18 protein-coding genes are annotated in these 23,672 nt (G+C 57.6%); 10 read left to right on the plus strand and 8 right to left on the minus strand.

What is annotated here, in order from left to right; all coding sequences use genetic code 11:
• The first annotated feature begins 85 nt into the window (after positions 1–85).
• Positions 86–1,447: a bifunctional UDP-N-acetylglucosamine diphosphorylase/glucosamine-1-phosphate N-acetyltransferase GlmU gene (gene glmU / locus AC0QKW_RS09370; RefSeq protein ID WP_473150800.1), complete on the plus strand. Its 1,362-nt coding sequence runs from the start codon at positions 86–88 to the stop codon at positions 1,445–1,447.
• A gap of 424 nt (positions 1,448–1,871) precedes the next feature.
• Here glmU and AC0QKW_RS09375 read toward each other — a convergent pair whose 3' ends face one another.
• The gene (locus tag AC0QKW_RS09375; RefSeq protein WP_473150801.1) at positions 1,872–2,918 is read right to left on the minus strand and encodes an aminoglycoside phosphotransferase family protein; all 1,047 of its coding nucleotides are present in this window, start codon (positions 2,916–2,918) and stop codon (positions 1,872–1,874) included.
• Positions 2,919–3,899: 981 nt separating this feature from the next.
• On the minus strand, positions 3,900–5,705 hold the full coding sequence (gene lepA, locus AC0QKW_RS09380) for a translation elongation factor 4 (protein ID WP_473150802.1): 1,806 nt from the start codon (positions 5,703–5,705) through the stop codon (positions 3,900–3,902).
• 301 nt (positions 5,706–6,006) lie between these two features.
• On the opposite strand from lepA, the gene AC0QKW_RS09385 reads away from it, so the two are divergent.
• The 3 genes from AC0QKW_RS09385 (at position 6,007) to AC0QKW_RS09395 (ending at position 8,416) form a co-directional block, all read left to right on the plus strand.
• Complete coding sequence (locus AC0QKW_RS09385) at positions 6,007–6,240, plus strand: hypothetical protein (protein ID WP_473150803.1); 234 nt, start codon at positions 6,007–6,009, stop codon at positions 6,238–6,240.
• 62 nt (positions 6,241–6,302) lie between these two features.
• On the plus strand, positions 6,303–8,144 hold the full coding sequence (locus tag AC0QKW_RS09390) for an ATP-binding protein (protein WP_473150804.1): 1,842 nt from the start codon (positions 6,303–6,305) through the stop codon (positions 8,142–8,144).
• 65 nt (positions 8,145–8,209) lie between these two features.
• A complete protein-coding gene (locus AC0QKW_RS09395) occupies positions 8,210–8,416 on the plus strand; it encodes a hypothetical protein (protein WP_473150866.1) in 207 nt (68 codons plus the stop codon).
• Between the two features lie 78 nt (positions 8,417–8,494).
• Here AC0QKW_RS09395 and AC0QKW_RS09400 read toward each other — a convergent pair whose 3' ends face one another.
• Positions 8,495–10,240 (minus strand): mechanosensitive ion channel family protein, encoded by a 1,746-nt coding sequence (locus AC0QKW_RS09400; protein ID WP_473150805.1) that lies wholly within the window; start codon positions 10,238–10,240, stop codon positions 8,495–8,497.
• 118 nt (positions 10,241–10,358) lie between these two features.
• Positions 10,359–10,844, minus strand: coding sequence for a DUF4079 domain-containing protein (locus AC0QKW_RS09405; RefSeq protein WP_473150806.1), 486 nt, complete (start codon positions 10,842–10,844; stop codon positions 10,359–10,361).
• A gap of 264 nt (positions 10,845–11,108) precedes the next feature.
• Between AC0QKW_RS09405 and AC0QKW_RS09410 the strand changes: the two genes are divergently transcribed.
• A complete protein-coding gene (locus AC0QKW_RS09410; protein ID WP_473150807.1) occupies positions 11,109–11,735 on the plus strand; it encodes a LysE/ArgO family amino acid transporter in 627 nt (208 codons plus the stop codon).
• Positions 11,736–11,902: 167 nt separating this feature from the next.
• Complete coding sequence (locus tag AC0QKW_RS09415; protein WP_473150808.1) at positions 11,903–13,120, plus strand: murein hydrolase activator EnvC family protein; 1,218 nt, start codon at positions 11,903–11,905, stop codon at positions 13,118–13,120.
• Positions 13,121–13,162: 42 nt separating this feature from the next.
• On the opposite strand, the gene AC0QKW_RS09420 is transcribed toward AC0QKW_RS09415, so the two are convergent.
• A complete protein-coding gene (locus AC0QKW_RS09420; protein WP_473150809.1) occupies positions 13,163–13,297 on the minus strand; it encodes a hypothetical protein in 135 nt (44 codons plus the stop codon).
• 315 nt (positions 13,298–13,612) lie between these two features.
• Between AC0QKW_RS09420 and AC0QKW_RS09425 the strand changes: the two genes are divergently transcribed.
• The 3 genes from AC0QKW_RS09425 (at position 13,613) to AC0QKW_RS09435 (ending at position 18,793) form a co-directional block, all read left to right on the plus strand.
• Positions 13,613–15,058, plus strand: coding sequence for a sodium/glutamate symporter (locus AC0QKW_RS09425; RefSeq protein WP_473150810.1), 1,446 nt, complete (start codon positions 13,613–13,615; stop codon positions 15,056–15,058).
• Between the two features lie 226 nt (positions 15,059–15,284).
• On the plus strand, positions 15,285–17,078 hold the full coding sequence (locus AC0QKW_RS09430) for an ABC transporter ATP-binding protein (protein ID WP_473150811.1): 1,794 nt from the start codon (positions 15,285–15,287) through the stop codon (positions 17,076–17,078).
• 263 nt (positions 17,079–17,341) lie between these two features.
• Positions 17,342–18,793: a S1C family serine protease gene (locus tag AC0QKW_RS09435; protein ID WP_473150812.1), complete on the plus strand. Its 1,452-nt coding sequence runs from the start codon at positions 17,342–17,344 to the stop codon at positions 18,791–18,793.
• Between the two features lie 18 nt (positions 18,794–18,811).
• Here AC0QKW_RS09435 and AC0QKW_RS09440 read toward each other — a convergent pair whose 3' ends face one another.
• Both AC0QKW_RS09440 and AC0QKW_RS09445 read right to left on the minus strand, forming a co-directional pair.
• Positions 18,812–19,699 carry a metal ABC transporter permease gene (locus AC0QKW_RS09440; RefSeq protein WP_473150813.1) on the minus strand — a complete coding sequence of 296 codons (888 nt, stop codon included), beginning with the start codon at positions 19,697–19,699 and terminating at the stop codon, positions 18,812–18,814.
• The gene (locus AC0QKW_RS09445) at positions 19,689–20,429 is read right to left on the minus strand and encodes a metal ABC transporter ATP-binding protein (RefSeq protein ID WP_473150814.1); all 741 of its coding nucleotides are present in this window, start codon (positions 20,427–20,429) and stop codon (positions 19,689–19,691) included. The genes AC0QKW_RS09440 and AC0QKW_RS09445 overlap by 11 nt, the downstream gene beginning before the upstream one ends.
• A 209-nt stretch (positions 20,430–20,638) precedes the next feature.
• Here AC0QKW_RS09445 and AC0QKW_RS09450 point away from each other — a divergent pair, with 209 nt between their 5' ends.
• A complete protein-coding gene (locus tag AC0QKW_RS09450; protein WP_473150815.1) occupies positions 20,639–21,565 on the plus strand; it encodes a metal ABC transporter solute-binding protein, Zn/Mn family in 927 nt (308 codons plus the stop codon).
• 126 nt (positions 21,566–21,691) lie between these two features.
• Here the strand turns inward: AC0QKW_RS09450 and AC0QKW_RS09455 are convergent, their stop codons facing one another.
• Complete coding sequence (locus AC0QKW_RS09455) at positions 21,692–23,566, minus strand: peptidoglycan D,D-transpeptidase FtsI family protein (protein ID WP_473150816.1); 1,875 nt, start codon at positions 23,564–23,566, stop codon at positions 21,692–21,694.
• Positions 23,567–23,672: the final 106 nt, after the last annotated feature.

Here is a 23,672-nt window from a genome sequence, read left to right on the forward strand (position 1 = left end):
TGGCCTATCCCTCCCCACCACCCATCCACCCCGTCCCGAACCGCGATATACTCCCCTCGGGTCATTAAATGAGGACTTCCCACCAATGGTTGCTGTCGCCATTCTTGCCGCCGGGCGCGGCACCCGCATGAAATCGAGCCTGCCCAAGGTGCTGCATTTGGTGGGGGGCAAGTCGATGGTAGAACGAGTGCTCGACAGCATCGCCGACCTCAAAGCCAGCCATACCCTGATCGTGGTGGGCTTTGGCCAAGACCAAGTCAAAACGGCCCTGGCCCACATCCCCAACCTCACCTTTGTGGAGCAGACCGAGCAGCTGGGCACCGGCCATGCCGTACAGCAGGTGATTCCCCACCTGGAGGGCTTTGACGGCGACCTGCTAGTGCTCAACGGCGATGTGCCCCTACTGCGAGCCGAAACCATTCAAAATTTGGTGAATACCCATCAGGCCAACGGCAACGCCGCCACCCTACTCACGGCCCAGTTTACCGACCCCACTGGCTACGGGCGTGTCTTTTGCACCGAGCAGAGTCTAATTACCGAAATCGTCGAGCACCGCGATTGCAGCCCCGCTCAGCGCCAAAACCCTCGTATCAATGCCGGGGTCTACTGCTTCAACTGGTCTAAATTGATGACGGTGCTCCCCCACCTCAGCGCCGACAACGACCAGCAGGAGTACTACCTCACTGACGTGGTCAAAGACCTCAGCCCAGCCATGGCAGTAGATGTCGCCGACAGCAAAGAAATCTTTGGCATCAACAGCCGCAAACAGCTGGCCGAGGCCTATAGCCTTTTGCAAGACCGCATCAAAGACCACTGGATGGCAGCAGGCGTCACCCTGATCGACCCCGACAGCACCACCATCGACACCACCGTCCACATAGACCCCGACGTGGTGATCGAGCCCCAGACCCATCTGCGGGGCAAAACCACTATTGGCACCGGTAGCCGTATTGGCCCCGGCAGCCTGATTGAGAACAGCCAGATTGGTACCAATGCCACCGTGGCTTTTTCAGTAGTCACCGACAGCTCTGTTGGCAGCGGCGCGCGGGTTGGCCCCTATGCCCACCTGCGGGGTGAAGCCGTGGTGGGCGACAACTGCCGCATTGGCAACTTTGTCGAAATCAAAAAAGCCACCCTAGGGGCAGGCACTAACGTGGCCCACTTGTCATACTTAGGCGATGCCACCCTGGGTACGAAGGTCAACGTGGGCGCGGGGACGATTACCGCCAACTATGATGGGTTTCAGAAACATCAGACCGTGATTGGCGATCGCACCAAAACTGGCAGCAACAGCGTTCTCGTTGCCCCCGTCACCATCGGCAGTGACGTCACCATCGCCGCTGGGTCTGTGGTGCGCAAAGACGCTCCCGACAACTGCCTGGTGGTCTCCCGCGCGCCCCAAAAAAATCATGAAGGCTGGCAACCCAAACACCTACGCAAAGAATAACTCAACGGGTTGTTGAGCTCGACCAACGACATCCATGTGCCCTTTCAAGACTGTTGCTACGGTCACGCACTACAGAGGACTGCTCAACACCCCCTTTTTTCAAGCCCATCCTACCGTTGCACCCACAATCCCGCAGGTCGACACATTAAATATTGCCCTCCTCATGCAGTTGATAAGGGGCGAGTGGAGGAGCCTATAGCGATCGCCAGAAGTGATAGGCAATGGGCGCTGGCTTCACAAAAAAGTGTTTTTCCACCCCTCTATGGCTTGCTTTATAGCGGTTCTCGTTGGCATGAGGTATACACAGAAGCCTGCAAGCTTCATCCAGCAAGGCTCTTGCTCTACTTCATGCGATTGGGAACCGCTATATAGTAAACCCCATTGATGTTCAGGTACCTACCGCATCGTATCTAAAGCTGTGTCGTTACTTGAGATACGATGCAGTAGAGTTGGCAACCCCTAAGTGCAGTAGTTTTTTCGACGATATGCTCTCCACCTCATCGTTTTTACCTGATTGACATGCTTGTTCAAGCGTCATCAAACAGTCCTCGGACATGGCAACAAACCGCTCAAAGGGAAAGTTTTCGAGGTTCATTGCCAAATGGCCAAGAGCGGCAATCAAATGAGCTTTAGTGTCTACCAATTCACAACCCAAGATGTGACAATGAGCAATGAGTTGAGTCCGTAGCTTGCTCGGCGTTAACTTCATCGACTGAGAAAGTCGAATTAAGTCATATATCCCATAGCCTTGCAAAACTGAACCAGACCAGTCAATGATCACAAACTGGTTCCACCATTCCTTCTCACCATTAGCAACATGTTGATTGAGAAGAATATTCCCCTTCCATAAATCGCCATGCATCAAGACATGACAAGGTTGCCATGCCCCATTCTTCAACCGCAAGAGAGCTTGATTTGCGACAGCATGAATATTGCCAGGCAAGGAGTTTAGTTCTACAAGATAGGTTAACGGCTTTAAGAAATTTAGCTCTATCTGCGTCGAAGTCGCTGGCACACAACTTAGCTCTGTCATTCGGTGCAACAGCTTAAATAAATTAGACGACAGACGAAGCCGTTGAAAGTACCATTGCAGCTTTCGATCGCTGAGAGGCTGGTGATAGGGCAAAAGGGTATAACTCAATCCATTCACATACCCTTCTGACAGCGGAGTCAATACCACATGTGCTAGCTCTGGGGCCAGCGCATCTTGAGAAGCAAATGACTTTCGCATGTAGCGAGTTGTAAGATCTGGAAAGTCAGGAGGAGAACACAAAATGACGGCAGTTGGCTCGCCTCTATGATTTTTGACAACTAACTTTGTCAAATCATCTGCAACAGGTTTTTTAGCGCAGAGCAAAGAAATACTCTCGACAGCGTCATTTCCCAAAACCTTAGAAACTGGCTGAACGAGAGCATTTTGCAACTGCTCATTAGTTACAGAGACATCACTTTGCTGACTCACTCGCTGCATGGGAAAATACCTTTTGAAAATACGACAAAAAGTGTTGCCTGACTCTCGAATTAGTCAAGCAATTGCCATGGGGCTCTATGCTTTTTTATTAAGAAAAACTAGTTGTTTTGCCGACCCTAAACCAGGGCGATAAAACATTAACTTGCGATAACTTAGGGCTTAGGAGCAGGATCTTTATTGAGCACAGTCTGCATACTCGACGAATAAGATTCTAAGCGCCCTTTCTCATCAAGACTTTCTATTAAATTGACATCTCCACACCAACATCGAACTCAAAGGGCAAATGCATAAAGCGGATCAACAATCTGTAGAGCTAACCCCATAGTTAATGGAAGGTTAAGCGCTATACCTGTTAGATTAACTCTTAGTTAACCGCCAATTAACCCAGGTAGAACTAGCTTCATGAAAGCTTCATGACTTAAGCCTGGGGCACCTCATAACCCACCAGCTAGGCCTATGGCTTGATCTAGGCAGGCCCGCCAGAGCTCAGGAGTTAGCCTCATCGCTATACGACGAGACCGATCTTGAGGAGGTGAGGACCCTAGAGGGGATAGAGAACGCGATGTATAGCCCCTGACTAGAGCATGCGTGACCAAAACTTGGTCATCTGTCTATTTGCACAAGCCGCTGCACAACGCGAGGCCACCAGCGAAGTGTCACCAGCATCATTAGCCAATTGAGCATGAGCGAGCAGTAAGGGTGGTGGATAGATCTCAACGCCTGACCCCAGTGGGGTCTGTACCTAGGGTCGTGTTGTTTGTTGGTGAGGGCCAACGAGTCCTAGAAAAATGTAGCGTAGGACATTGCGGTGCTAATGGGCCTACCGGTCTCCGAGAACACCCAGCAACGACGGCAAAAAATAAGAAAGATTGTCAAAGGCCGTGTTTGTCATCACCGCCGAAGGCTCGGCGGTAGATCTGAGGTCAAAATGGGCGATCGCGAAACCATCAACGATTGACTCTGGGTAGCGATCGGCGATCGCTACGACAGCTTCAGCACTGCCATAAAGGCTTCCTGGGGCACATCTACTGTACCGATCGCCTTCAGGCGTTTTTTACCCTTAGCCTGCTTTTGCAGCAGCTTTTTCTTGCGAGAGATATCGCCGCCATAGCACTTGGCTAGCACATCCTTCCGCAGGGCCGGAATGCTCTCGCTGGCCACCACCCGGCTGCCGATCGCGGCCTGAATGGGAATCTTAAACTGATGGCGAGGAATCAGTTCCTTGAGCTTTTCGACCAGAGCCTTGCCCACATAGTAGGCCTTGTCGCGGTGGACGATGGAGGCCAGCGAGTCGACTGGGTCGCCATTGATCAAAATGTCGAGGCGCGACAGATGATTTTCACGGTAGCCAATCAGGTGATACTCCATACTGGCGTAGCCCTTGCTGCGCGACTTCATCTGGTCAAAAAAGTCTGTGACCACCTCGGCTAGGGGCAGCTCATAGATCAGAGTGGTGCGGCCCTGAGCCAGATATTTCATGTCCTTAAATTCTCCCCGGCGACCCTGGCAAAGCTCCATCAGTGTGCCGACATACTCTTCGGGGGTGATCATGTCGAGCTGTACGTAGGGCTCTTCGATTTTTTCGCGGGCCTGGGGGTCGGGTAGGGTGCTGGGGTTGTCGATTTCGAGCACTGCTCCCTGAATGGTGGTAACTCGGTAGATGACCGAAGGGGCAGTGGTAATCAGGTCAAGGTTGTACTCGCGCTCTAGGCGCTCCTGCACAATTTCCATGTGCAGCAGACCTAAAAAGCCGCAGCGAAAGCCAAAGCCCATGGCGCTGGAGGTCTCCGGCTCGTATTGCAGAGCAGCGTCGCTGAGGCGCAGTTTTTCTAGGGCTTCGCGCAGTTCTTCAAACTGGTCAGAGGCGGTGGGGAAAAGGCCGCAGAAGACCATGGGTTTGGCCTCGGCGTAGCCGGGCAGGGCCTCTTGGGCGGGGTTTTGCACCAGGGTGATGGTGTCGCCCACGCGGGCATCTTCTACCGCTTTGATCGAGGCAGCAAAATAGCCTACCTCTCCGGCGTGCAGCTCATCGACTTGAATTTGGGTAGGGGCCAATATGCCCAGCTCGTCCACTTCATACTCTTTGCCCGAGGCCATCAGCCGCACTTTGTCCTTGCGGCTAATAGTGCCATCCATCACCCGAAAGTAGACGATTACGCCTCGGTAGGGGTCGTAGTAGCTGTCAAAGATCAGCGCCCGTAGAGGTCGATCGACGGTATCGGCGGGGGGCGGCACCAGGTAGACGATAGACTCTAAAATTTCATCGATGCCCACGCCTTCTTTGGCCGAGGCAAGAATGGCACCGCTGCAATCTAACCCAATAATGTCTTCGATCTCTTGCCGAATGCGCTCGGGGTCGGCACCGGGCAGGTCAATTTTGTTGAGAACGGGGATAATTTCGAGGTCGTTCTCAAGGGCTAGGTAGACGTTGGCTAGGGTTTGGGCCTCGACCCCCTGGGAGGCATCGACCACCAGCAGTGCCCCTTCGCAGGCAATTAAAGACCGCGACACTTCGTAGGAAAAATCGACGTGGCCAGGGGTGTCGATCAGGTTTAGCACGTAGTCTTTGCCGTCTTTGGCCTTGTAGTTCATGCGGGCGGCCTGGAGCTTGATGGTGATGCCCCGCTCCCGCTCTAGGTCCATGCTGTCGAGGAACTGCGCCTTCATCTCGCGATCGCTCACCGTGCCCGTGCGCTGCAACAGGCGATCGGCCAAGGTCGATTTGCCGTGGTCAATGTGGGCAATAATCGAAAAATTGCGAATCTGAGAGACGGGAACCTCTGTCATATCAGGCGAACCAGCGGCAAGGGTTTACAGACTTTAATATTGTAATCCCTCCTATGGGCGATTGCTCGGGGGGATAGGGGGTGAATGAGTGGATGGGTCGACATGTAGCGGATGAGGGTCAGAGCTGAATGAATGGGGCTGAGAAATCGCCTTTAGAGAACTGGGGGCGATAAACTTGTTATGTCAACATCTTCGGATTTAGTCTCTAGGGGGTAGGGGTGACCACACCAAGCCAGCCCACCCCAGGACGTAGACTAGAGGTACGTACACCATCACCCACCTGGCAGTTAGGCCAACCACTATGCAAAACTCTGCCCCCCCTGCCGGCGAACGGTCGGCTGACAAAGTCGATCTCTCTGTGCAAATTGATAAAGACCTGCTCGACCAGGTGACTCACCTGAGTGCCGACCCCAGCAAGGTGATCGATGTGGCGCTGCGCCAGTGGCTGCGGGGCGATCGCCGCTATGAAGACGACCTAGTGCGCCATTTGCCCCGCAACCCCACGGTGCCCCCCAAGGGCGAGTGGAACGACTAGCCCCCGCCATAGCCAACCAATTCTCTCTGTACTAGAGCCATTGCCGAGGTCGGTTGGATACCATGGGAACACTCCAGCCCTCCCTGCCCATGCGATCGCGACGTTCATTATCTAGTCTGACTAACTCTGGCCGGGCTGCCCCCGATGCATCGGCCTCGGCTTGGATCATGGTGCTCAGCCCTGACGGCATGGTGGAGTCGGTGCAGACCGCCGGGGCTAGGGTGCTGCCGGGGGTTTTGGCGAACAGCTGGATTGGGCGATCGCTGGGCGAGATTGTGGCCTTTGCTGACGCCAACGCCCTGGCTAAGGCGCTCAAGACCCTGACCAGCAGCTTGGCCCCTGTACAGCTAGTTGGCCGCTTTCCCCTGGGGTCTCACAGCATTGATGTGCAGTGGGTGCTTCAGCCGTTGCTTGGGCCTCATGGATCTCTGTTTCGCATCGCCGCCACGGGCTACCTGGCCAACCTGCATGGTCTGGCCGAAAGCTCTTTGCTGCGGGCTGCGGTGGCTCCCCTGAGCCAGCGGGCCACCGCCTGTGACCAGCTGCAAACCTACTCGCCCCGACTCAACCAGATCACCCGCAATGTGCGGTGGACCCTAGATCTAGAGATTATTCGGCAGCAGACGGTGGAGGGGTTGGGTGACCTATTTGGAGTCGATCGCTGTTTGGTGTGCAGCTGCGACGCGGCCCCCAGCATGCCCCCCGAAGCCGCTACCGTGGCCGCCGAGTTTTTGCGGGCCGACACCCTGCCTCTGTGGCAGGGGCAGACCTGGCTACTGGCCGAAACCCCCAGCCTCAGCGCTGCTGCCCAGGCCGCGGGGGCGGTGGTGGTGCGGCCTCGGCAACCGGTTGACCCGCTGGTGGTAGCGGTAGCTACCCGCTACCAAAACACCATCAACGGATTTATTGTGCTCTGCGATCGCCCTACCCGGGTGTGGTCTGAGGTCGAGATCAATCTGCTCACCGACTTGGCCGATCAGGTGGGCACTGCGATCGCCCACGCCACCCTGTTTAGCGAAAGCCACGCCCTGGCGATCAAGCTCCAGCAGGCTAACGCCAGCCTGATGGAAAAGCAGCGCGAGTTTCAAGAAGCCCGCCGCCAAGCCGAGGAAGCCCGCCAGCAGGCCGAAGAAGCCTCGCGCCTGAAAAGCGAATTTTTGGCCAATACCTCCCACGAGCTGCGCACCCCCCTCAACGGCATGATTGGCTTTCTCAAGCTGGTGCTCGACGGCATGGCCGACGACCCAGCTGAGCAAGAGGAGTTTATCGAAGAGGCCCACAAATCAGCCATTCACCTGCTGCAACTGATCAACGATGTGCTCGACATCGCCAAGATCGAAGCGGGCAAAATGCAGATCGAGATGGGGCCTATCAGCGTCAAAGAGCTGCTGGCCGACCTCGAAAACTTTATGCGCCCGCTCTCTAACCAAAAGAACCTATACCTGGAGCTTTTGCTGCCCGCGACCCGCGACGACATTACCGTCAACGGCAACTACCAACGCTTGCTCCAGGTGCTGATCAACCTGGTGGGCAACGCCATCAAGTTCACCCACGAGGGCGGGGTCACCATCAGCGCCGAGGTCAAGCCCCAAAAGGTTGAACACCAGGGCAAACTCTGGCCCGGCCTGGTGAAAATTAGCGTGGCTGACACGGGTATCGGCGTGTCGCTAGAAAAGCAGGATCGGCTGTTTCAGAGCTTTAGTCAGGTAGACGGCGATCGCACCCGGCAGTACGGTGGCACCGGTCTGGGTCTGGCCATTTCCCAGCGATTGGTGGAGGCTATGGGCGGCGTGGTGCAGTTTATCAGCATGGGCGAAGGGCTGGGCTCAACGGTGACCTTTACCACTCTGCTCTACCAGGAGCCGGTGGTAATCGACAAAGAACCGGTGTACCCGGCGAAATAATTCACCCGCCAAGCGGAGAGCAGTTTGGCAGTGCTTTCAACACAATTTATTCTCAATCATCTGCCCTGCAACTCACCCTTGATGACGACAAAACCAAAGCCCTGCTTACCGAAGTTTTGGTCGAGCTGCTACAACAAAAGCGCGAGGTGTTCTACAAACTCATACTCGATGCATTAGAAGAAGTGGGCATGGCGAATGCCATTCTTGAAGGCGAAGCAACCGATTTTGTTGATGAAGCTGAGATTCAAGCTCTCCTCAAAGGCGAAGCATAAAGGTCAGGTTTAGAGGCAGCTTTAAGCAAGATCTAAAGCACCTCAAAGACCAGCAGTTGCTCAATCAAGTTAGCTATGTCATTGAGCTACATCATCTTTTGGAGAGGAGGGTGTCTTGGTGTCGAGTGGTGGGGCCGGGGGCATGTTCCACGGTGGCGCTTGGTAGTGGGCCGGTAGATAATCGGCGGGGATGGTGCTCTGGTTGCCGTCGCGCATGGCCCCATAGTGGGGCGACATGATCTCGATGCCTGCCTGGTTGCAATGGTCTTGCAGGTTTTGGTGCAGATTTGAGTAGATGACCTCTAGCTGTTCGGGGTGGGTGGTGTAGGCCCGCAGCTGATAGCTGACGTAGAAATCGTCTAGCGACGTCTGCCACACGTGGGGGCGTGGCTCTGGCAAAATATCGGCGGTAGCTTCGGCGGCGGCGATCAGGGTTTCGTAGACCAGCTTCCAGGGAACGTCGTAGCCCAGGGTGAGGGTGGTTTTGATCACGATGGGGGTTTTTTGCTCGCGCACCAGGGCGGTGTAGTTGACGATGTTGCCGGTCAGCAGGGCGGCGTTGGGCACGCTGACCAGCACATTCTCCAGGGTGCGAATGCGGGTGACAAAGAGCGATTTTTCGGTGACGAACCCGGCGATGTCGCCAAAACTGATGCGATCGCCCTCTCGAAAGGCCCGTGTATAGACCAAAATAAACCCGGCCACAATGCTCAGCACTACCCCCCCGGCCCCCAGCGACACCAGCAGGCCAAAGAAAATCGACACCCCCTGAAAGGCGGGCGACTCGGCCCCCGGCAGGTAGGGAAAGATCAGGGCAAAGGCGATCGCCACCAGCATAAACTGCACCAGCCGATAGGTGGGCATGGCCCACTCGGGGTAAAAGCCGCCAATGCTCAGCCGCCCCCGGCGAATATTGGCAAAGATCCAGCGGGCGAAGCGCAGCAGGCTAGAGGTGACCACCACAATGATGACGATGCTGACCAGGTTGGGCAGGTAGCCAATGAAGGCATTCCACACCAGCTGAAATGCGCCCAGAACATTTCCCCAGACGCTCTGCCCCAGGCTCCTCGTCTGGGGAAACAGACTCAGCACGTAGGACAGATAAAACAGCACCAGCATTGTGACCAGGACAAAATGCAGAATCTTGGTCAGAATCTGCACCAGGGTGGTGAGCTGGGCGGCGGTCAGCAGCTCAAAATTTTGCAGCCGCACGTTAGGAATCCAGCGGTCTTGCTGGCGGTCGAGCCAGCGGTAAAACTGGGGCATGACATTGGCCAGCACCAAAATTGCCAGCACCAGCCCTAGGGTGCTGATCAGGGCAAGTCCTCCGGCCTGGGCCAGGTATTCGGCGCTGCGATCGGCCCGGTAGGCGGTAATTTGGTCTTGGATGATCGCTAGATTGCGGGCGGCTAGGGTTGGGGGGGTGAGGCCAGTGCCGACTACATCCGCCGCCGTGACGGTCATGATCAGAATGTCTTCGACAAACAGAGTGGGGCCAAACTCGGTCTCTGCCACGACAATCGCCTCGACAGAAATGCTCTGATCGCGGGCGATCGCCTCAATCCGCTCTGACATGCGCTGGGCGCGCACCGCCACCGAACTCGCAATCTGCTTGGCCTGAAGGGTGAACAAGGTCTCATCGCCCAGCGTGACCGGCACCTGGGTCAGGGGCCGCGAGTCTTCGAGGTTGGCGGGTACCTGGGCCAGAGCCACTGGCGCTCCCCAGCCGAGCCAGAGAGCGGCGAGCAGGGTCAACCCTGTCAAAACCAACCCCCGCCAGCGGTGGGCGACGGGGGGCATGGGTAGGGTGGGCTGCGATCGCATCGGTTTAAACCACAGAGGTCGTGTCTACCAAAAAAAATCCCCGATTAACAAACCGTTCTATACGTACGGGCAAACGGCTGTTTGCCCGATGCAGGGATGTTCTTGTCAAGCAATCGCCTTAAATCGACAGCCCCAGCCGCAGACCCAAAAAGGCGTGGATAAACATCACCGCCAGGGCAAAGCTGCCCAGGTAGGCATGGGCGGTGCGCAGGGAGTCTTTGCCGCCGCCAAACTTGGTGAATGAGATCGCCCCGTTGATAGCCAGCAGGCCAATCACCAGCCCCCCAGTCCAAAAGTGGGGGCTTTGAAAGATTTCTTTCTCCTGCATGACCAGCGACAGCACTCCGCCGGTATAGCCCAGGCTAATGAAGGTAAACATCCACAGGGCAAGACGCTTGTGGGTGTGGCGGTTTTCGGCTTTTTTCTGGGGGTCGTCGTCGCCTACACGGCCCTTCCAGCCCATGTAGGCCGTGAAGCTGCCCATGACAAAAATGACAATGCCCATCATTGCCGGGTGGCCCCAGTGGACGATCGGTTCGGGGGTGCCAAACCCGGCAAAAAAGTCGGCTATGGGCTGCAAGTAGCCGCGAATCGTAGAAACCATGGTTATCTCCCAACAGAGCAGTGAAAAGCGCCATTCCTAAGGTGCCATATTTTCTCGACCGAAAGGAGGTCGACACTAACCACGCGCACAACTCGCAACCCAGAGCTATAGCGATGGCCATTGCGCTTAGGACATACGCCTCAGCTTCGGCTGAGAACTGGGGCGGTGCAATGGCGTATAGCCATCGCTTCGGGGGTAGTGGTTATGTCCTAACGATTCTGGCGATGGCTATATGTTATGAAACCCTAGTAAAGGAGGCGGCCAATGGTCGGGTGGGTACTGCTGAAGGGTATGGGGCTGGGGCTGGCGATCGCGGTTCCGGTCGGCCCGATTGGGCTGCTCTGTATTCGGCGATCGCTCACCCAAGGCCAACGCATGGGGCTGGTCACAGGGCTGGGGGCCGCCACCGCCGACGGTATTTACGGCAGCATTGCGGCCTTGGGGCTGACCGCTGTAGCCGATGTGCTGGTGAACTATGCCCAGATCTTGCAGCTTGTGGGCGGGCTGTTTCTCTGTTATTTAGGATTTTCAACCCTGCGGGCTGACCCGGCTCGGGAGGCGGCTCAGGCGTCGGGCCGCAGTCTGTGGGGAGCCTACGCATCAACTCTGGTCTTGACGCTGACTAACCCGGCGACTATTCTGTCGTTCATTGCGATTTTTGCTGGGCTGGGCCTGGTGGGCAGCAGCCAGTCATGGGCCGCTGCCCTGGCGCTGATTGTGGGTGTATTCTTAGGCTCAGCGCTGTGGTGGCTCTGCCTGAGCTGGGGTGTAACGCTTTTTAGCCAAAGGCTGACACCACCTCGGCTGAAGTGGTTAAATCGGCTGGCCGGGTCGGCTATCTTTGCCTTTGGGGTAGTGGCGGTGGCCCTGGCCCTGCGGGGGACACTCTGAGAAGAGCTTGTCGTGGAGCCGCGTCTAACAGCCCTCACCCCGCTCCCGAGGTGAGCGGGGTTCTGCAACCGGTTTGTCTTCTCTGTAGAGAGAAGAGATTGGAGAATTTGAGCTAGGGAGAGCCCCTCGATCGCTGTCTCGCAAACGCCTTATCTTAGGACTGGCCTGTGATTACCCAACCTCGCTCTGCTGTTCTCAATCTATCGCTGCGTCTCTGGGGCAGTCGGTGGGCGATCGCCGCGCGGAGTTTGGCAATTGTGGGGGCGATCGCCCTGGTTCTCTGGTTGGGCTTCTCTTCAGCTACCCCCGCGGCCCAGCCCCAGCTTGTGGCCCAGTCGATTCAAGACCTACAAAACAAGCAAAAAACCCTCGAACAGCAGCGCAACCAGCTACAGCAGCAGCAAGACGAACTGCAAAACCGCCAGGCCACCTCCGAATCGACCCTGCGCAGCCTCGAAAACAACATCGTCTACACTGCCAACCAAATTTCTGAAACCGAGTATCGCCTCAGCCAGGCCGAGCAAGAGCTAAAAGACTTTGAGACCCAGCTGCAAAAGGCCGAAGCCGACTATGAAGACGTCAGAACCGGCACCGTTGCCCGCCTGCAATATTTGCAGCGGCAGCAGGGCAGCGAGGGCTGGGCGGTGCTGCTGCAAAGCCAAAATTTCAACGAGTTTCTCGATCGCCAGTACCAGCTCAAACGAGTCTACGCTGCCGATCGCGCCGTTTTAGCAGACCTCAAAGCCCGCGCCGAAGCAATCCAAAAGCAAAAGGCTGCGGTGGAGGAGAAGCGCAATCAGGTGGCCCTGCTGCGCCAGCAATTGCTCTCCCAAAAGCAGCAGTACGAAGCCGAAGCCAGCGAAGAAAAGCAGCTCATCACTCGCCTAAAAGATCGGCGCGGGGCGCTAGAAGCCGCCGAGGCCCAGCTAGCCCGCGAGTCGGAGCAGCTCGGCGGGCTGATTCGCCAAAAAATTGCCGCCAGCACGGGAGTGGTGCGCGGCACAGGACGGTTTGTGTTTCCGGCCAACGGCGGCATTTCTAGCGGCTTTGGTAACCGACGGCACCCGATTTTGGGCTACAGCCGGTTTCATGCCGGTATCGATTTTGCCGCCAGCCAGGGTACTCCCATCTACGCCGCCGACTCGGGGCAGGTGATTTTCTCAGGCTGGTACGGCGGCTACGGTCAAACAGTGATCATCGACCACGGCGGCGGCATCAGCACCCTGTACGCCCACGCTAGTCGGCTACTGGTCAGCGAAGGGCAGGCAGTCCGGCAGGGCCAGACCATTGCCGCTGTCGGCTCTACCGGTCTCTCTACCGGCCCCCACCTGCATTTTGAGGTGCGGCAAAACGGCAACCCGGTGAACCCGGCCAGCTATCTGTAGGGGTTTTAGGTTTCAAGGTACGACCTTGAAACCTAAAGCTTTCTACCCGAGGCTCTTTTTCAGATGCTGCATGATCTTGGCCTTGCGGGGGTCTTCGCTCTTGGCGGGGGTGACACCCTCAAAGTTGATTTTGCTGGTCAGGGCAATGTGCTGCTTGATCTGGTTTTTGTCGGCCATGGTGATACCTCGAAGGAAGGGGACGATAGAGAAACCCCAGCTATGCCAGGGCTTTAAATCCCCAGCCGCCAGATCTAGAAATAGGTATTCCAGAATTTTCTCCCTATAGATAATTTAGTGCATGTGTCCAGAGTTACTGTAATTCTCCAGAATCGATGGCTCTATAGCAGTGGCCTGAGTCGTCTACTCTAGCTACAAATTATTGCTTGAGGATTTGTGCGACCAGCGTTAAGGGTTACCCTAACCTGAAATCACTACTCCATAATCGCCGATCAAACATCGGCAACCGCCCAAGCATCTACCCTTGGAGGCTCCGTGTTTAACCTACGCACTGTTTTATTTGCCTTTGTAATCCTGGCGCTGCTGCTGCTGCTAGGGCGCTACGTCAAGCATCAGTTGCCGTGGATTCAGCGGCTGTACCTGCCGTCATCGATCGTGGCGGGGGCGCTGGCGCTGCTGCTGGGGCCAGAGGTCTTGGGGGCGATCGCCACTGCCATTGCCGGGCCAGACTCGCTGCTGGCGGGGGGCCTGTTTGCCGAAGACATTCGGGCGGTGTGGGCTCAGTCACCGGGGGTGTTTATCAACATTGTGTTTGCGGCCCTGTTTTTAGGTGAGACCATTCCAGCACCGCGCGAAATTTGGCGCAAGGCCGCGCCCCAGGTGGTGTTTGGCCAAACCCTGGCCTGGGGACAGTACGTGGTGGGCATTTTGGCCACGCTACTCTTTTTAGGGCCGGTGTTTGGCGTTAACCCCATGGCCGCTACGCTGATTGAAATTGGCTTTGAGGGGGGCCACGGCACCGCCGGGGGCATGGCCGAAACCTTTAACGAGCTGGGCTTTGCCGAGGGGGCCGACCTGGCGGTGGGCCTAGCGACGGTGGGCATTGTGTCGGGCATTATTCTCGGGACGGCGCTGTGTGACTGGGGCCGCCGCAAGGGCCATGTCGATATTGTCAGCCGTCGAGTGATAGAGCCAGAAGAGATTCCTGACCTGAACGTGATGGCCGAAACGCCTGAGATTCGCCAGCAGCGGGCGCGGCTGCTGCGCAACCTGCTGATTGACCCCCTGTCGATCAACTTTGCCATTGTCGGTATGTCGATCGCCATCGGCTGGATCATTCTCGAAGCGCTGAAGTGGATCGAGGTCAACACATGGGCTGCTGATGGCGGTTTTGCGGTGTTTCGGTTTGTGCCGCTGTTTCCCCTGGCGCTGATTGGCGGCATTATCACCCAGTCGATTCTCAATCGGCTGGGCCTGGGTGCGCTGGTGATTCGCTCGATGGTGCAAAACATCGCCGGGGTAGCGCTGGATGTGGTGGTCACGGCGGCGATCGCCACTATCTCTCTGCAGGTGCTTGGCGGCAATCTGGGCGTCTTTCTCACTCTCAGCATCGCCGGCATTCTGTGGAATGTGCTGATCTTTCTCTGGTGGGCACCGCGCATCTTCCCCAGCTACTGGTTTGAGAAGGGCATTGGCGACATGGGTCAGTCGATGGGCGTTACCGCCACGGGCATTTTGCTGCTGCGCATGGTCGACCCTGACAACAGCACTGGCGCGTTTGAGGGCTTTGCCTACAAGCAGCTATTCTTTGAGCCCATCGTCGGCGGCGGCCTGTTTACGGCAGCGGCTCCAGCGTTGATCAACACCCTGGGGCTGCTGCCAGTGCTGGCGATTACTGGCGGGCTGCTGATCTTTTGGCTGGGGGCGGGCTATCTGCTGATTCAGCAGCAGCGGCAGCGGCCCTCAGCCAGCGGCGCGTAAGTGTCGATTGGTGTAACCAAATCCCAGGGTTCCTCCAGGACCCTGTTTTTTTAGCCCTAGCCCAGTAGACGTGCTCCCACCTCAGGCTGTGGCTTTTGCCACTGTTGGGGTCATGTATCTACTAGATAAACGCTGGTATCTGCTTGCTGAGCAATCTGCTGAAGCAAGCAAAGCCCAAAACCAATAGGGGGTTGGCTACACTTTAGCTTTTGTAGTTAGGGCATCTATGGCCAGTTTTCAATCGGCGCGGCATCCTCTCCAGCGGTTACTGCACTACGGGCGCAACTATCGCCCGCAAATTTGGGGGGCGGCGATTAACTCCATTCTCAACACCATCTTTGACCTGGCTCCGCCCTACCTGATCGGCATCGCCATCGACGTGGTGACCAACAACGAAAACTCGCTGATTGCGCGGGTGGGCATTACCAGCATTACCGGGCAGTTGGGGGTGCTGTCGGCGCTGACGTTTTTGATCTGGAGCCTGGAGTCGCTGACCCAGTACATCTACGCTTGGCTGTGGCGCAATCTGGCTCAAAACCTCCAGCACGACCTGCGTATTGACACCTATAGCCACCTGCAAGCTCAAGATCTCAGCTACTTTGAAGACCGCAGTACAGGCAGCCTGCTGGCCATTCTCAACGACGACATTAACCAGCTAGAGCGGTTTTTGAACACGGGGGTGCACAACCTGCTGCGGTTTTTTACCACGGTGATTTGGGTGGGGGCCACGTTCTTAATCTTGGCCCCAGAGGTGTCGTGGTTTGCGATGCTGCCGATTCCCTTTGTGCTGTGGGGGTCGATCGCCTTTCAGCGACGACTGGCCCCCCGCTACGCCGAGGTGCGCGACAAGGCGGGGCTGATCAGCGGGCGCTTGGCCAATAATCTGTCGGGTATTGCCACGATCAAGAGCTTTACGGCGGAGGGCTATGAGCGCGATCGCGTCACCCAAGACAGCGATGCCTACCGTCAGAGCAACCGTCGGGCGATCGCCCTCAGTGCCGCCTTTATTCCGCTGATTCGGATTGTGATTTTGGTGGGCTTTACCGCCATGTTGTTTTTGGGTGGTCTGGCGGTGGCCAACGGCACCCTGACGGCGGGCACCTACGGCTTTATGGTGTTTATCGTGCAGCGGCTGCTGTGGCCCTTTACCCAGCTGAGCGAAATCATGGATGAGTATCAGCGGGCGATGGCGTCGGTGCGCCGCGTCATGGGGATCTTGGATGAGCCGATTGAGCTGGTGCCAGGGCGCAAACCGCTACCGGTAGCGCAGGTGCAGGGCGACGTACGCTATGAGAACGTCAGCTTTGCCTATGCCAACCGTCAGCCGGTGTTGAAAAATCTCTCGCTGCACATTCCTGCTGGGCAGAGCATTGGCGTGGTGGGGGCGACCGGGTCGGGCAAGAGCACCCTGGTGAAGCTGCTGCTGCGCTTCTATCAACCCCAGCAGGGGAACATTTTCATTGATGGGCAGGAGATTCAAGACCTGCTGCCTCAGGATCTGCGGCGCTGCATTGGCCTGGTCAGTCAAGATGTGTTTTTGTTTTCGGGCACCGTGGCTGAAAATATCGCCTACGGCAGCTTTGACGCCACCTTCGACGAAATCTTCCACGCCGCTAAGCTGGCGGAGGCCCACGAGTTTATTGACCAGCTGCCCCAGGGCTACGACACCATTGTGGGCGAGCGGGGGCAAAAGCTCTCGGGGGGGCAGCGGCAGCGGCTGGCGATCGCCCGTGCCATTCTCAAAAACCCACCCATCTTGGTGCTCGATGAGGCGACGTCAGCGGTGGATAACGAGACCGAGGCTGCCATCCAGCGATCGCTAGCGGTGATCACCCAGGGCCGGACAACGCTGGCGATCGCCCACCGCCTTTCTACCATTCGCCACTGCCACTGCATCTATGTCATGGCCCAGGGCGAAATCGTCGAGCGGGGTCGCCATGAAGAACTGCTGGAGCTAGACGGACTCTACGCCAGCCTCTGGCGGGTGCAGTCGGGTAATCGTCAACCTGAGGTCTCTTGATGGCCTGGGCTAGCTTCACCCACCGGAGCAAGGGGAAGCACTGCTCAGCGCTATGGCCATCGCCACAAGAGTGCCTGCGACAAAAGTGGCTATCTATTCAGATAGCCGCGCAGTTTACAGATATATCCTGATTAAAGGAAGGCCTGCCAGAACTATGACTTAAGCGGCTTTGGTTGGCAGTAGAGCAGGCTGGGCATCCTGGGTAGACCCTGCTGTAGTGCGGTTTAGAAATAGTGCGTTTGAAAGGGACAGTGGAAAGATCGATGAATAGATCCGGAGCGCAGGCGGCACAGGAGCGGGGACTAGTGAGGCAGTGGCTGACAGGGTCGCTGCTAGCAGGGGCGCTGCTGGCGGGGGTGGGGATAGCTCCCCAGGGGGCCATACCCTTGAGGTTGCTGCCTGTGGCCCAAGCCCAGGTGGCAGATGAGGCCACCACCGTGCGGGTGTACGAGCAGGTGAGCCCAGCGGTAGTGGCTATTACAGCGGGTAACGGCAGCGGCAGCGGCAGCATTGTCGATGCCAGCGGCCTGATTCTGACCAATGCCCACGTGGTGGGGCGGGCGCGGGTGGTGACGGTGCGCCTGGCCGATGGCCGCAGCTTTGAGGGCGATGTGGTGGGCTATGGCCAAAACCGGCTAGATCTGGCGGCGGTGCGGCTGCGGGGCAACCCCACCGGTCTGCCCACGGTCCCTATTGCTCCAGCAGATGCGGTGCGGGTGGGCCAGAGTGCTTTTGCCATTGGCAGCCCCTTTGGCCTCCAGGGCACCTTTACGGTGGGCATCGTCAGCCGCATCGATCGCGATCGCAACCTGATTCAAACCGACGCCGCCATCAACCCCGGCAACTCTGGGGGGCCATTGCTCAACAGCAGCGGGCAATTGATCGGGGTGAATACGTCTATCTTTACCACCAGCAGCAGCGGTGGCAGCGTGGGCATTGGGTTTGCCATCCCCACCGATGTGGTGCAAACCTTTTTGGCTTCGGTGCGATCGGGCACCGCCACTGCCACTGCCCCCGACGATCGCAGCCGACGCGAGCCCGCCCCCATTACCCTAGACAGCGTGGTGCAGGGGCGGCTCGACAACACCAGCAACGTTCTGCCCGACGGCAGTTTCTACAATCCCTACGTGTTTGAGGGCCAGGCTGGGCAGACCGTCACCATTGCCATGACCAGTCAGGATGTAGCTCCCTACCTGATTTTGATGGCTCCCGATCGCGATGACTTTTCCATTCAAGAGGGCGATCGCAGCGGTAGGCAGAGCGCGAGCATCTCGGTGCGGCTGCCCTACACCGGGTCGTATCTAATTTTGGCCAATAGCCTATCCCAGGGTGAGTTGGGCAGCTACCAGCTACGCCTGAGCAGCGGCAGTGCTCAACCGCCGCAGCCGCAGCCCAGCGGTGGTGGCATTTTGCGCCAGAGCGGTGTTCTGGGCCAGGGCGATCAGGTGTTGCAGGATGGGTCTTACTTTCAACCCTTCACCTTTCGGGGCCGAGCCAATCAGCGGGTGGTGATTCAGCTGGCTAGCCCAGATTTTGACACCTTCTTGATTTTGACCGACGAGGCAGGCAACCGCCTAGCGATTAACGACGACGTCAGACCGGGCATCACCGACTCTGAGATTGTGGCTACCCTGCCCCGCGATGGCCTCTACCGGGTGATTGTCAACAGCTACCAGAGAGATCAGCGCGGGCGATTTGTGCTGACCATAGACTAGCCGCCCTCAACCTCAAGTTCAGGAACGCCGCCGCCGCCATAGGCCTGGCCGAGTCAGCAGACCGTGGCGGGGGCTAGCCAAAAACGCCAGGGTAAAGATCGCCGATACCACCAGTACGATCGCTGGGCCTGAAGGCAGGTTGACGTAGTAGCTGAGGTACATGCCGCTGACGCTAGCAAAAACGCCAACGGCGGCCCCCAGCATCATGACCTGGTGCAGGCGGGGCACCAGCAGGTAGGCCGTCGCCCCCGGCGCAATCAGCAGTGACAGCACCAAAATCACACCGACCACCTTCATGCTGGCCACTACGGTGAGGGCGATCATCACCATCAGTCCGGCGTTGAGCCAGGTGGTCGGTAGACCGCTGGCCTGGGCCCCCAGGGGGTCAAAACTGTAGAACAGCAGCTCTTTGTAGAGCAGCACCACCGCCGCCAGTACCAGAGCCGCGATGATGGCCGTGTCGCGCACATCCCCGGCGGTGACACCGAGAATGTTGCCAAACAAAAAGTGGTTGAGGTCAATTTTGTTGTCTTTTTGAATCGTGGTGATCAGGGTGATGCCCAGGGCAAAGAAGGCCGAAAAGACAATCCCCATGGCGGCGTCTTCTTTGATCGGCGATCGCGTGTGAATCCAACCGATCAGCACCGTGCTGATCACCCCAGTGACAAAGGCACCGACAAAAATGTTGAGGCCCAGCCAAAAGGCGATCGCCAGACCCGGCAGCACCGAGTGGCTGATGGCATCGCCCAACAGCGCCAGCCGTTGCACCATCAGGTAGCTGCCCACCACCGAGCAAATAACGCCCACTAAGATCGCCACCGCCAGCGATCGCTGCATAAAAGCAAACTGCAAAGGCTCTACCAGCCAGTCTATGACCGCCAAGGGGAGCACCAGATTAAGCAACATGGCCAAAGAAGCCTACGTGACCGCCATAGGCGCGGGTCATATTCTCGCGAGTGAGCACCCAGTCTCGCGGCCCGGCGGCGATCAGCTCTTTGTTGAGAAGAATGATCTGATCAAAGTTGGCGATCGACTCGCCTAGATCATGGTTGACCACCAGCACGATTTTACCCGCATCAGCCAGCTCACGAAAAATGTCAAAGATAATCGTTTCAGTCTTTTGGTCAACCCCCACAAAGGGCTCGTCAAAACAAAAGATGTCTGCCTCTTGGGCCAGGGCGCGAGCCAAAAACACCCGCTGCTGCTGCCCGCCCGAGAGGGAACCAATGGGGCGATCGCGAAATTCAGCCATGCCCACCCGATCTAGGGATTGCTCGGCAATCTGCCGACTGGCAGCCGAAAAGCGGCTCAACCAGCCGGTTTGCTTCACCCGGCCCATCATCACTACATCCCAAACGGTGGCAGGGAAGGTCCAGTCGATCTGCGATCGCTGGGGTAGGTAGGCCACGCGATCGAGCCGGTGGGCCAGGGTGTCGTCGCCATAGGTGACGCGGCCTGTGACCACGGGCATCAACCCCAGCATGGCCTTGATCAGGGTACTCTTGCCCGCGCCATTGGGGCCAAAAATGCCCACCACTTTGCCGGGCCGCAGAGTGAGGTTGATGTTCCTCAGGGCCTGCACGTCGCGGTAGTTCACGCTGAGGTGATCCACGGTAATTTTAGGTGTGGTAGCCATCGATAAAGTCTCCAACAAAGCGTATTCTTCTGGACTTTTGGGGTTCAGCAAACCTCTGGCCCTTCCCTCACCCCAAGCCTCTCTTCAGGAGGAGCTAAAGACTCAAAAATGAAAGGAATATGAAATATATTGTATCTTGAAAATGAAAGGAATATGAAATGCGGCCTATGCCTCAGGTGAATCTATTGATACGGTATGGCAGTCTACCCATGGCAGTATTGGTCGTAGGGTTGGGATTGGCCAGCTGCGACTCAGCCCAAAGAGATACATCGGCCCCCGCCGCTAACGACGATCGCCTCACCGTAGTCGCTACGAGTACGCTCATCGCCGACTGGGCCGCCCAGGTGGGTGGCGACCAGATTGAGCTGACCAGCATTTTGCAGCCCGGTGCCGACCCCCACGTTTACGAGCCCGTGCCCGCTGACAGCATTGCCCTAGAGCAGGCCGATCTGATTCTCTACAACGGCTATAACCTAGAGCCCAACCTGATTCGCCTGATCAATGCTGCCGGGGTCAGCGCCCAGAGAGTGGCGGTGGGGGAGGTGGTGCCGCCCCTCGATCTCGACTACAGTGGCCGCACCGTGCCTGACCCCCACGTCTGGGGCAATGTCAGCAATGCAGTACCCATGGTCGAAGCCATCCGCGATCAGCTGATCGATCTGGCCCCCGACCAGGCGGCCCTATTTACTGCCAATGCCGAGGCCTACATCGCCGATCTCAACCAACTCCACGGCTGGGTCGAGACCCAAACCGCTACCATTCCCCCCGATCAGCGGCAGCTGGTCACGACCCACGATGCCTTTCAGTACTATGCCACCGCCTACGGGCTCAGCGTGGTGGGCACCCTGATTGGCCTCAGCACCGAAGAGCAGCCCAGCGCCCGCACAGTGCAACAGCTGGTGCAGTCCATTCGCACCCTGGGGGTGCCCACCATCTTTGCTGAGACCACTATCAACCCGCAGCTCATTGGCACCGTTGCCGCTGAGGCAGGGGTGGCCCTAGCCGAGCAAGCACTCTATTCTGACTCTCTGGGCGCTCCCGGCAGCAATGGCGACAGCTATCTCAAACTGATGACGACCAACACCCGCACCATTGTTGAAAATCTGGGCGGCAGCGTTGCAGAGCCACCCTTCTAAGGCGACTGCTGAGAAAAAAGTTGAGAAAAAGTTGCCCCAGTGGTGGGCAGTGCCCACCCGGCGATGGCCCCCGCCTGATCTTGCCCTCAGGTGGTATGAACAGCGATCGCCAGCATCTCTAGAGTATTAGGGCGTTTGTGATGGCGGCAGCCCTTCTAGCACCACCAGAGCTTCGATAATTCTTTTTACCAGGGGAGCGGCAACGGTTGACCCGTAGGCGTTGTCGCCCTGGGGCTCGTCGATCACCGCTAGCACCACGTAGCGGGGAGCATCAATGGGTAAGATGCCCACAAAGCTGGTGATTCGGCCCCGGCCATAGATGCCTGCAGCGGCCTTTTGAGCGGTGCCAGTCTTACCGCCGATGCGGTAGCCGGGCAGCTGGGCCGGTTCGCCACTGCCCGAGGCCACGACTGCCTCCATCATGGTGAGCACCTGCTGGGTTGTCTGGGGTGAGAAAACTACCTCAGGGTCAGGGAAGTCGGGTGTCCAGACGGTGCGGCCATCTTCGGCAGTCATGCCACTGACCACGTGAGGGGTAACCAATTTGCCGCCGTTGGCCAGGGTGGCCTGGAGTTGCAGCATCTTGATTGGCGTCATTGAAAATCCCTGACCAAAAGAGGTGGTAGCCAACTCGACTCGACTACGCACAAATTGATCGCGGTCTTTCATTTGTCCAGCGGCCTCGGCGGGGAGATCGATCCCGGTGGGGCGATCAAGGCTGAGGCGCTGGAGCCAGTTAAAGTAGTCGGCGGCAGGCATTTTTTGCATGATCCGCACCATGCCCACGTTGCTCGAGTACTTCAGCACGTCAGTGACCGAGATCGGCCCCCGCCCGCCAGCAGTGGCGTAGTCGTGGTTGCGAATCTTCCATTCGCCAAACTGCATTTGCCCACTGTCGTCGACAATTTCGTCGGGGCCAATAATACCGGCCTCTAGGGCGATCGCAATGTTGATCGACTTAAAGGTCGACCCCGGCTCGTAGAGATCGCTAATGGCCCAGGTGCGTAAGTGGTCAGGGTCAGCATTGAAGTACTGGTTAGAGTCATAGGTGGGCAGGCTGGCCAGGGCCAGCATTTCACCACTGTGGGCATCCATCACCATGACCGTGCCCCCCTTGGCCCGGTGGGTTTCGAGTACTGCCTGAAGTTCTTGCTGAGCGGTGCGCTGCAGGCGACTGTCGAGGGTCAGCTGTAGGGTGAGATTGTCTTGCTGCCAAAGGGGCGTCTCAGCCTCAGCGGCGGTTGGCTCAGATTCTAAAACCGCATCAAAGGCAGGTTCTGGGCCATAGACCGGAGCGGCTAAAGGCTCTAGGGGCGGGCCATAGACCGCCGATGGATCAACGGCAGGCTCTAGGTTTAGCTCTGGTTCTGGGGGCCGAGTCAAGGTCAACTGGTCTTGGTAAACCATTTCCAGCCCGGCCTGGGGGGCACCGTCTAAGTTGACGAAGCCAATAATGGGGGCAAACAGTTGCTGCTGAGGGTAAAAGCGTTGCTGCTGGGGGTAAAGCTCTAGGCCATCGAGTCGGAGGGCACGAATGCGGTCGACGGTGGCTTCAGACAGGCCATCGACCACCCGAATGCCGGTGGGCTGGCGTCCTAGCTGACCGATCAACCCCTCTGGGGTCGTCTCTAAGAGAGGAGCGAGGGCGGCAGCTACCTCCTGCATGGGGCGACTAAACAGCCTGGGGTGAGCGTAGAGAGTATAGACAACCTGGTCAACTGCGATCACATTACCCTGGCGATCGACAATCGACCGTCGCACCTGCCGCTGCACCGGCACCGACAGTCGCTGCTGCTCTGCCCGCTGGTGCAGGGTCTCTCCCTGGGCTAGCTGTAGCCAGGCTAAACGACCGGCCACCGCCACCAGAGACAGCACCAACAGCGCCCACACCAGCAGAATGCGCACTTGGCTGCTGGTAGGGGTATAGGCCACAGCCACCGGGGCGCGACTGCGACTGCGACTGCGGCGGCGGCGGCGAGCATTGTAAGCAGAGCTAGCCATGGTGAGTAGAGCAGTTAAACGGTGGAGCGAGTCATAGATCAGGCTTAGATCTCAGGGCCAAAAGTAGTCCTGTGGGTCAAGCGGCAACCCTGGCGTTTAGAACATC

This window comes from Pseudanabaena sp. PCC 9330 (assembly GCF_055795045.1).

Excerpts from the sequence above, each read along its gene's own strand:
- AC0QKW_RS09385 (WP_473150803.1), top strand. The coding sequence starts at position 6,007 with ATGCAAAACTCTGCCCCCCCTGCCGGCGAACGGTCGGCTGACAAAGTC.
- AC0QKW_RS09375 (WP_473150801.1), bottom strand. The coding sequence starts at position 2,918 with ATGCAGCGAGTGAGTCAGCAAAGTGATGTCTCTGTAACTAATGAGCAG.
- AC0QKW_RS09390 (WP_473150804.1), top strand. The coding sequence starts at position 6,303 with ATGGGAACACTCCAGCCCTCCCTGCCCATGCGATCGCGACGTTCATTA.
- AC0QKW_RS09405 (WP_473150806.1), bottom strand. The coding sequence starts at position 10,844 with ATGGTTTCTACGATTCGCGGCTACTTGCAGCCCATAGCCGACTTTTTT.
- AC0QKW_RS09445 (WP_473150814.1), bottom strand. The coding sequence starts at position 20,429 with ATGGCTACCACACCTAAAATTACCGTGGATCACCTCAGCGTGAACTAC.
- AC0QKW_RS09435 (WP_473150812.1), top strand. The coding sequence starts at position 17,342 with ATGAATAGATCCGGAGCGCAGGCGGCACAGGAGCGGGGACTAGTGAGG.
- AC0QKW_RS09410 (WP_473150807.1), top strand. The coding sequence starts at position 11,109 with ATGGTCGGGTGGGTACTGCTGAAGGGTATGGGGCTGGGGCTGGCGATC.
- AC0QKW_RS09455 (WP_473150816.1), bottom strand. The coding sequence starts at position 23,566 with ATGGCTAGCTCTGCTTACAATGCTCGCCGCCGCCGCCGCAGTCGCAGT.
- AC0QKW_RS09400 (WP_473150805.1), bottom strand. The coding sequence starts at position 10,240 with ATGCGATCGCAGCCCACCCTACCCATGCCCCCCGTCGCCCACCGCTGG.
- AC0QKW_RS09420 (WP_473150809.1), bottom strand. The coding sequence starts at position 13,297 with ATGGCCGACAAAAACCAGATCAAGCAGCACATTGCCCTGACCAGCAAA.
- glmU (WP_473150800.1), top strand. The coding sequence starts at position 86 with ATGGTTGCTGTCGCCATTCTTGCCGCCGGGCGCGGCACCCGCATGAAA.
- AC0QKW_RS09430 (WP_473150811.1), top strand. The coding sequence starts at position 15,285 with ATGGCCAGTTTTCAATCGGCGCGGCATCCTCTCCAGCGGTTACTGCAC.
- AC0QKW_RS09450 (WP_473150815.1), top strand. The coding sequence starts at position 20,639 with ATGGCAGTATTGGTCGTAGGGTTGGGATTGGCCAGCTGCGACTCAGCC.
- lepA (WP_473150802.1), bottom strand. The coding sequence starts at position 5,705 with ATGACAGAGGTTCCCGTCTCTCAGATTCGCAATTTTTCGATTATTGCC.
- AC0QKW_RS09440 (WP_473150813.1), bottom strand. The coding sequence starts at position 19,699 with ATGTTGCTTAATCTGGTGCTCCCCTTGGCGGTCATAGACTGGCTGGTA.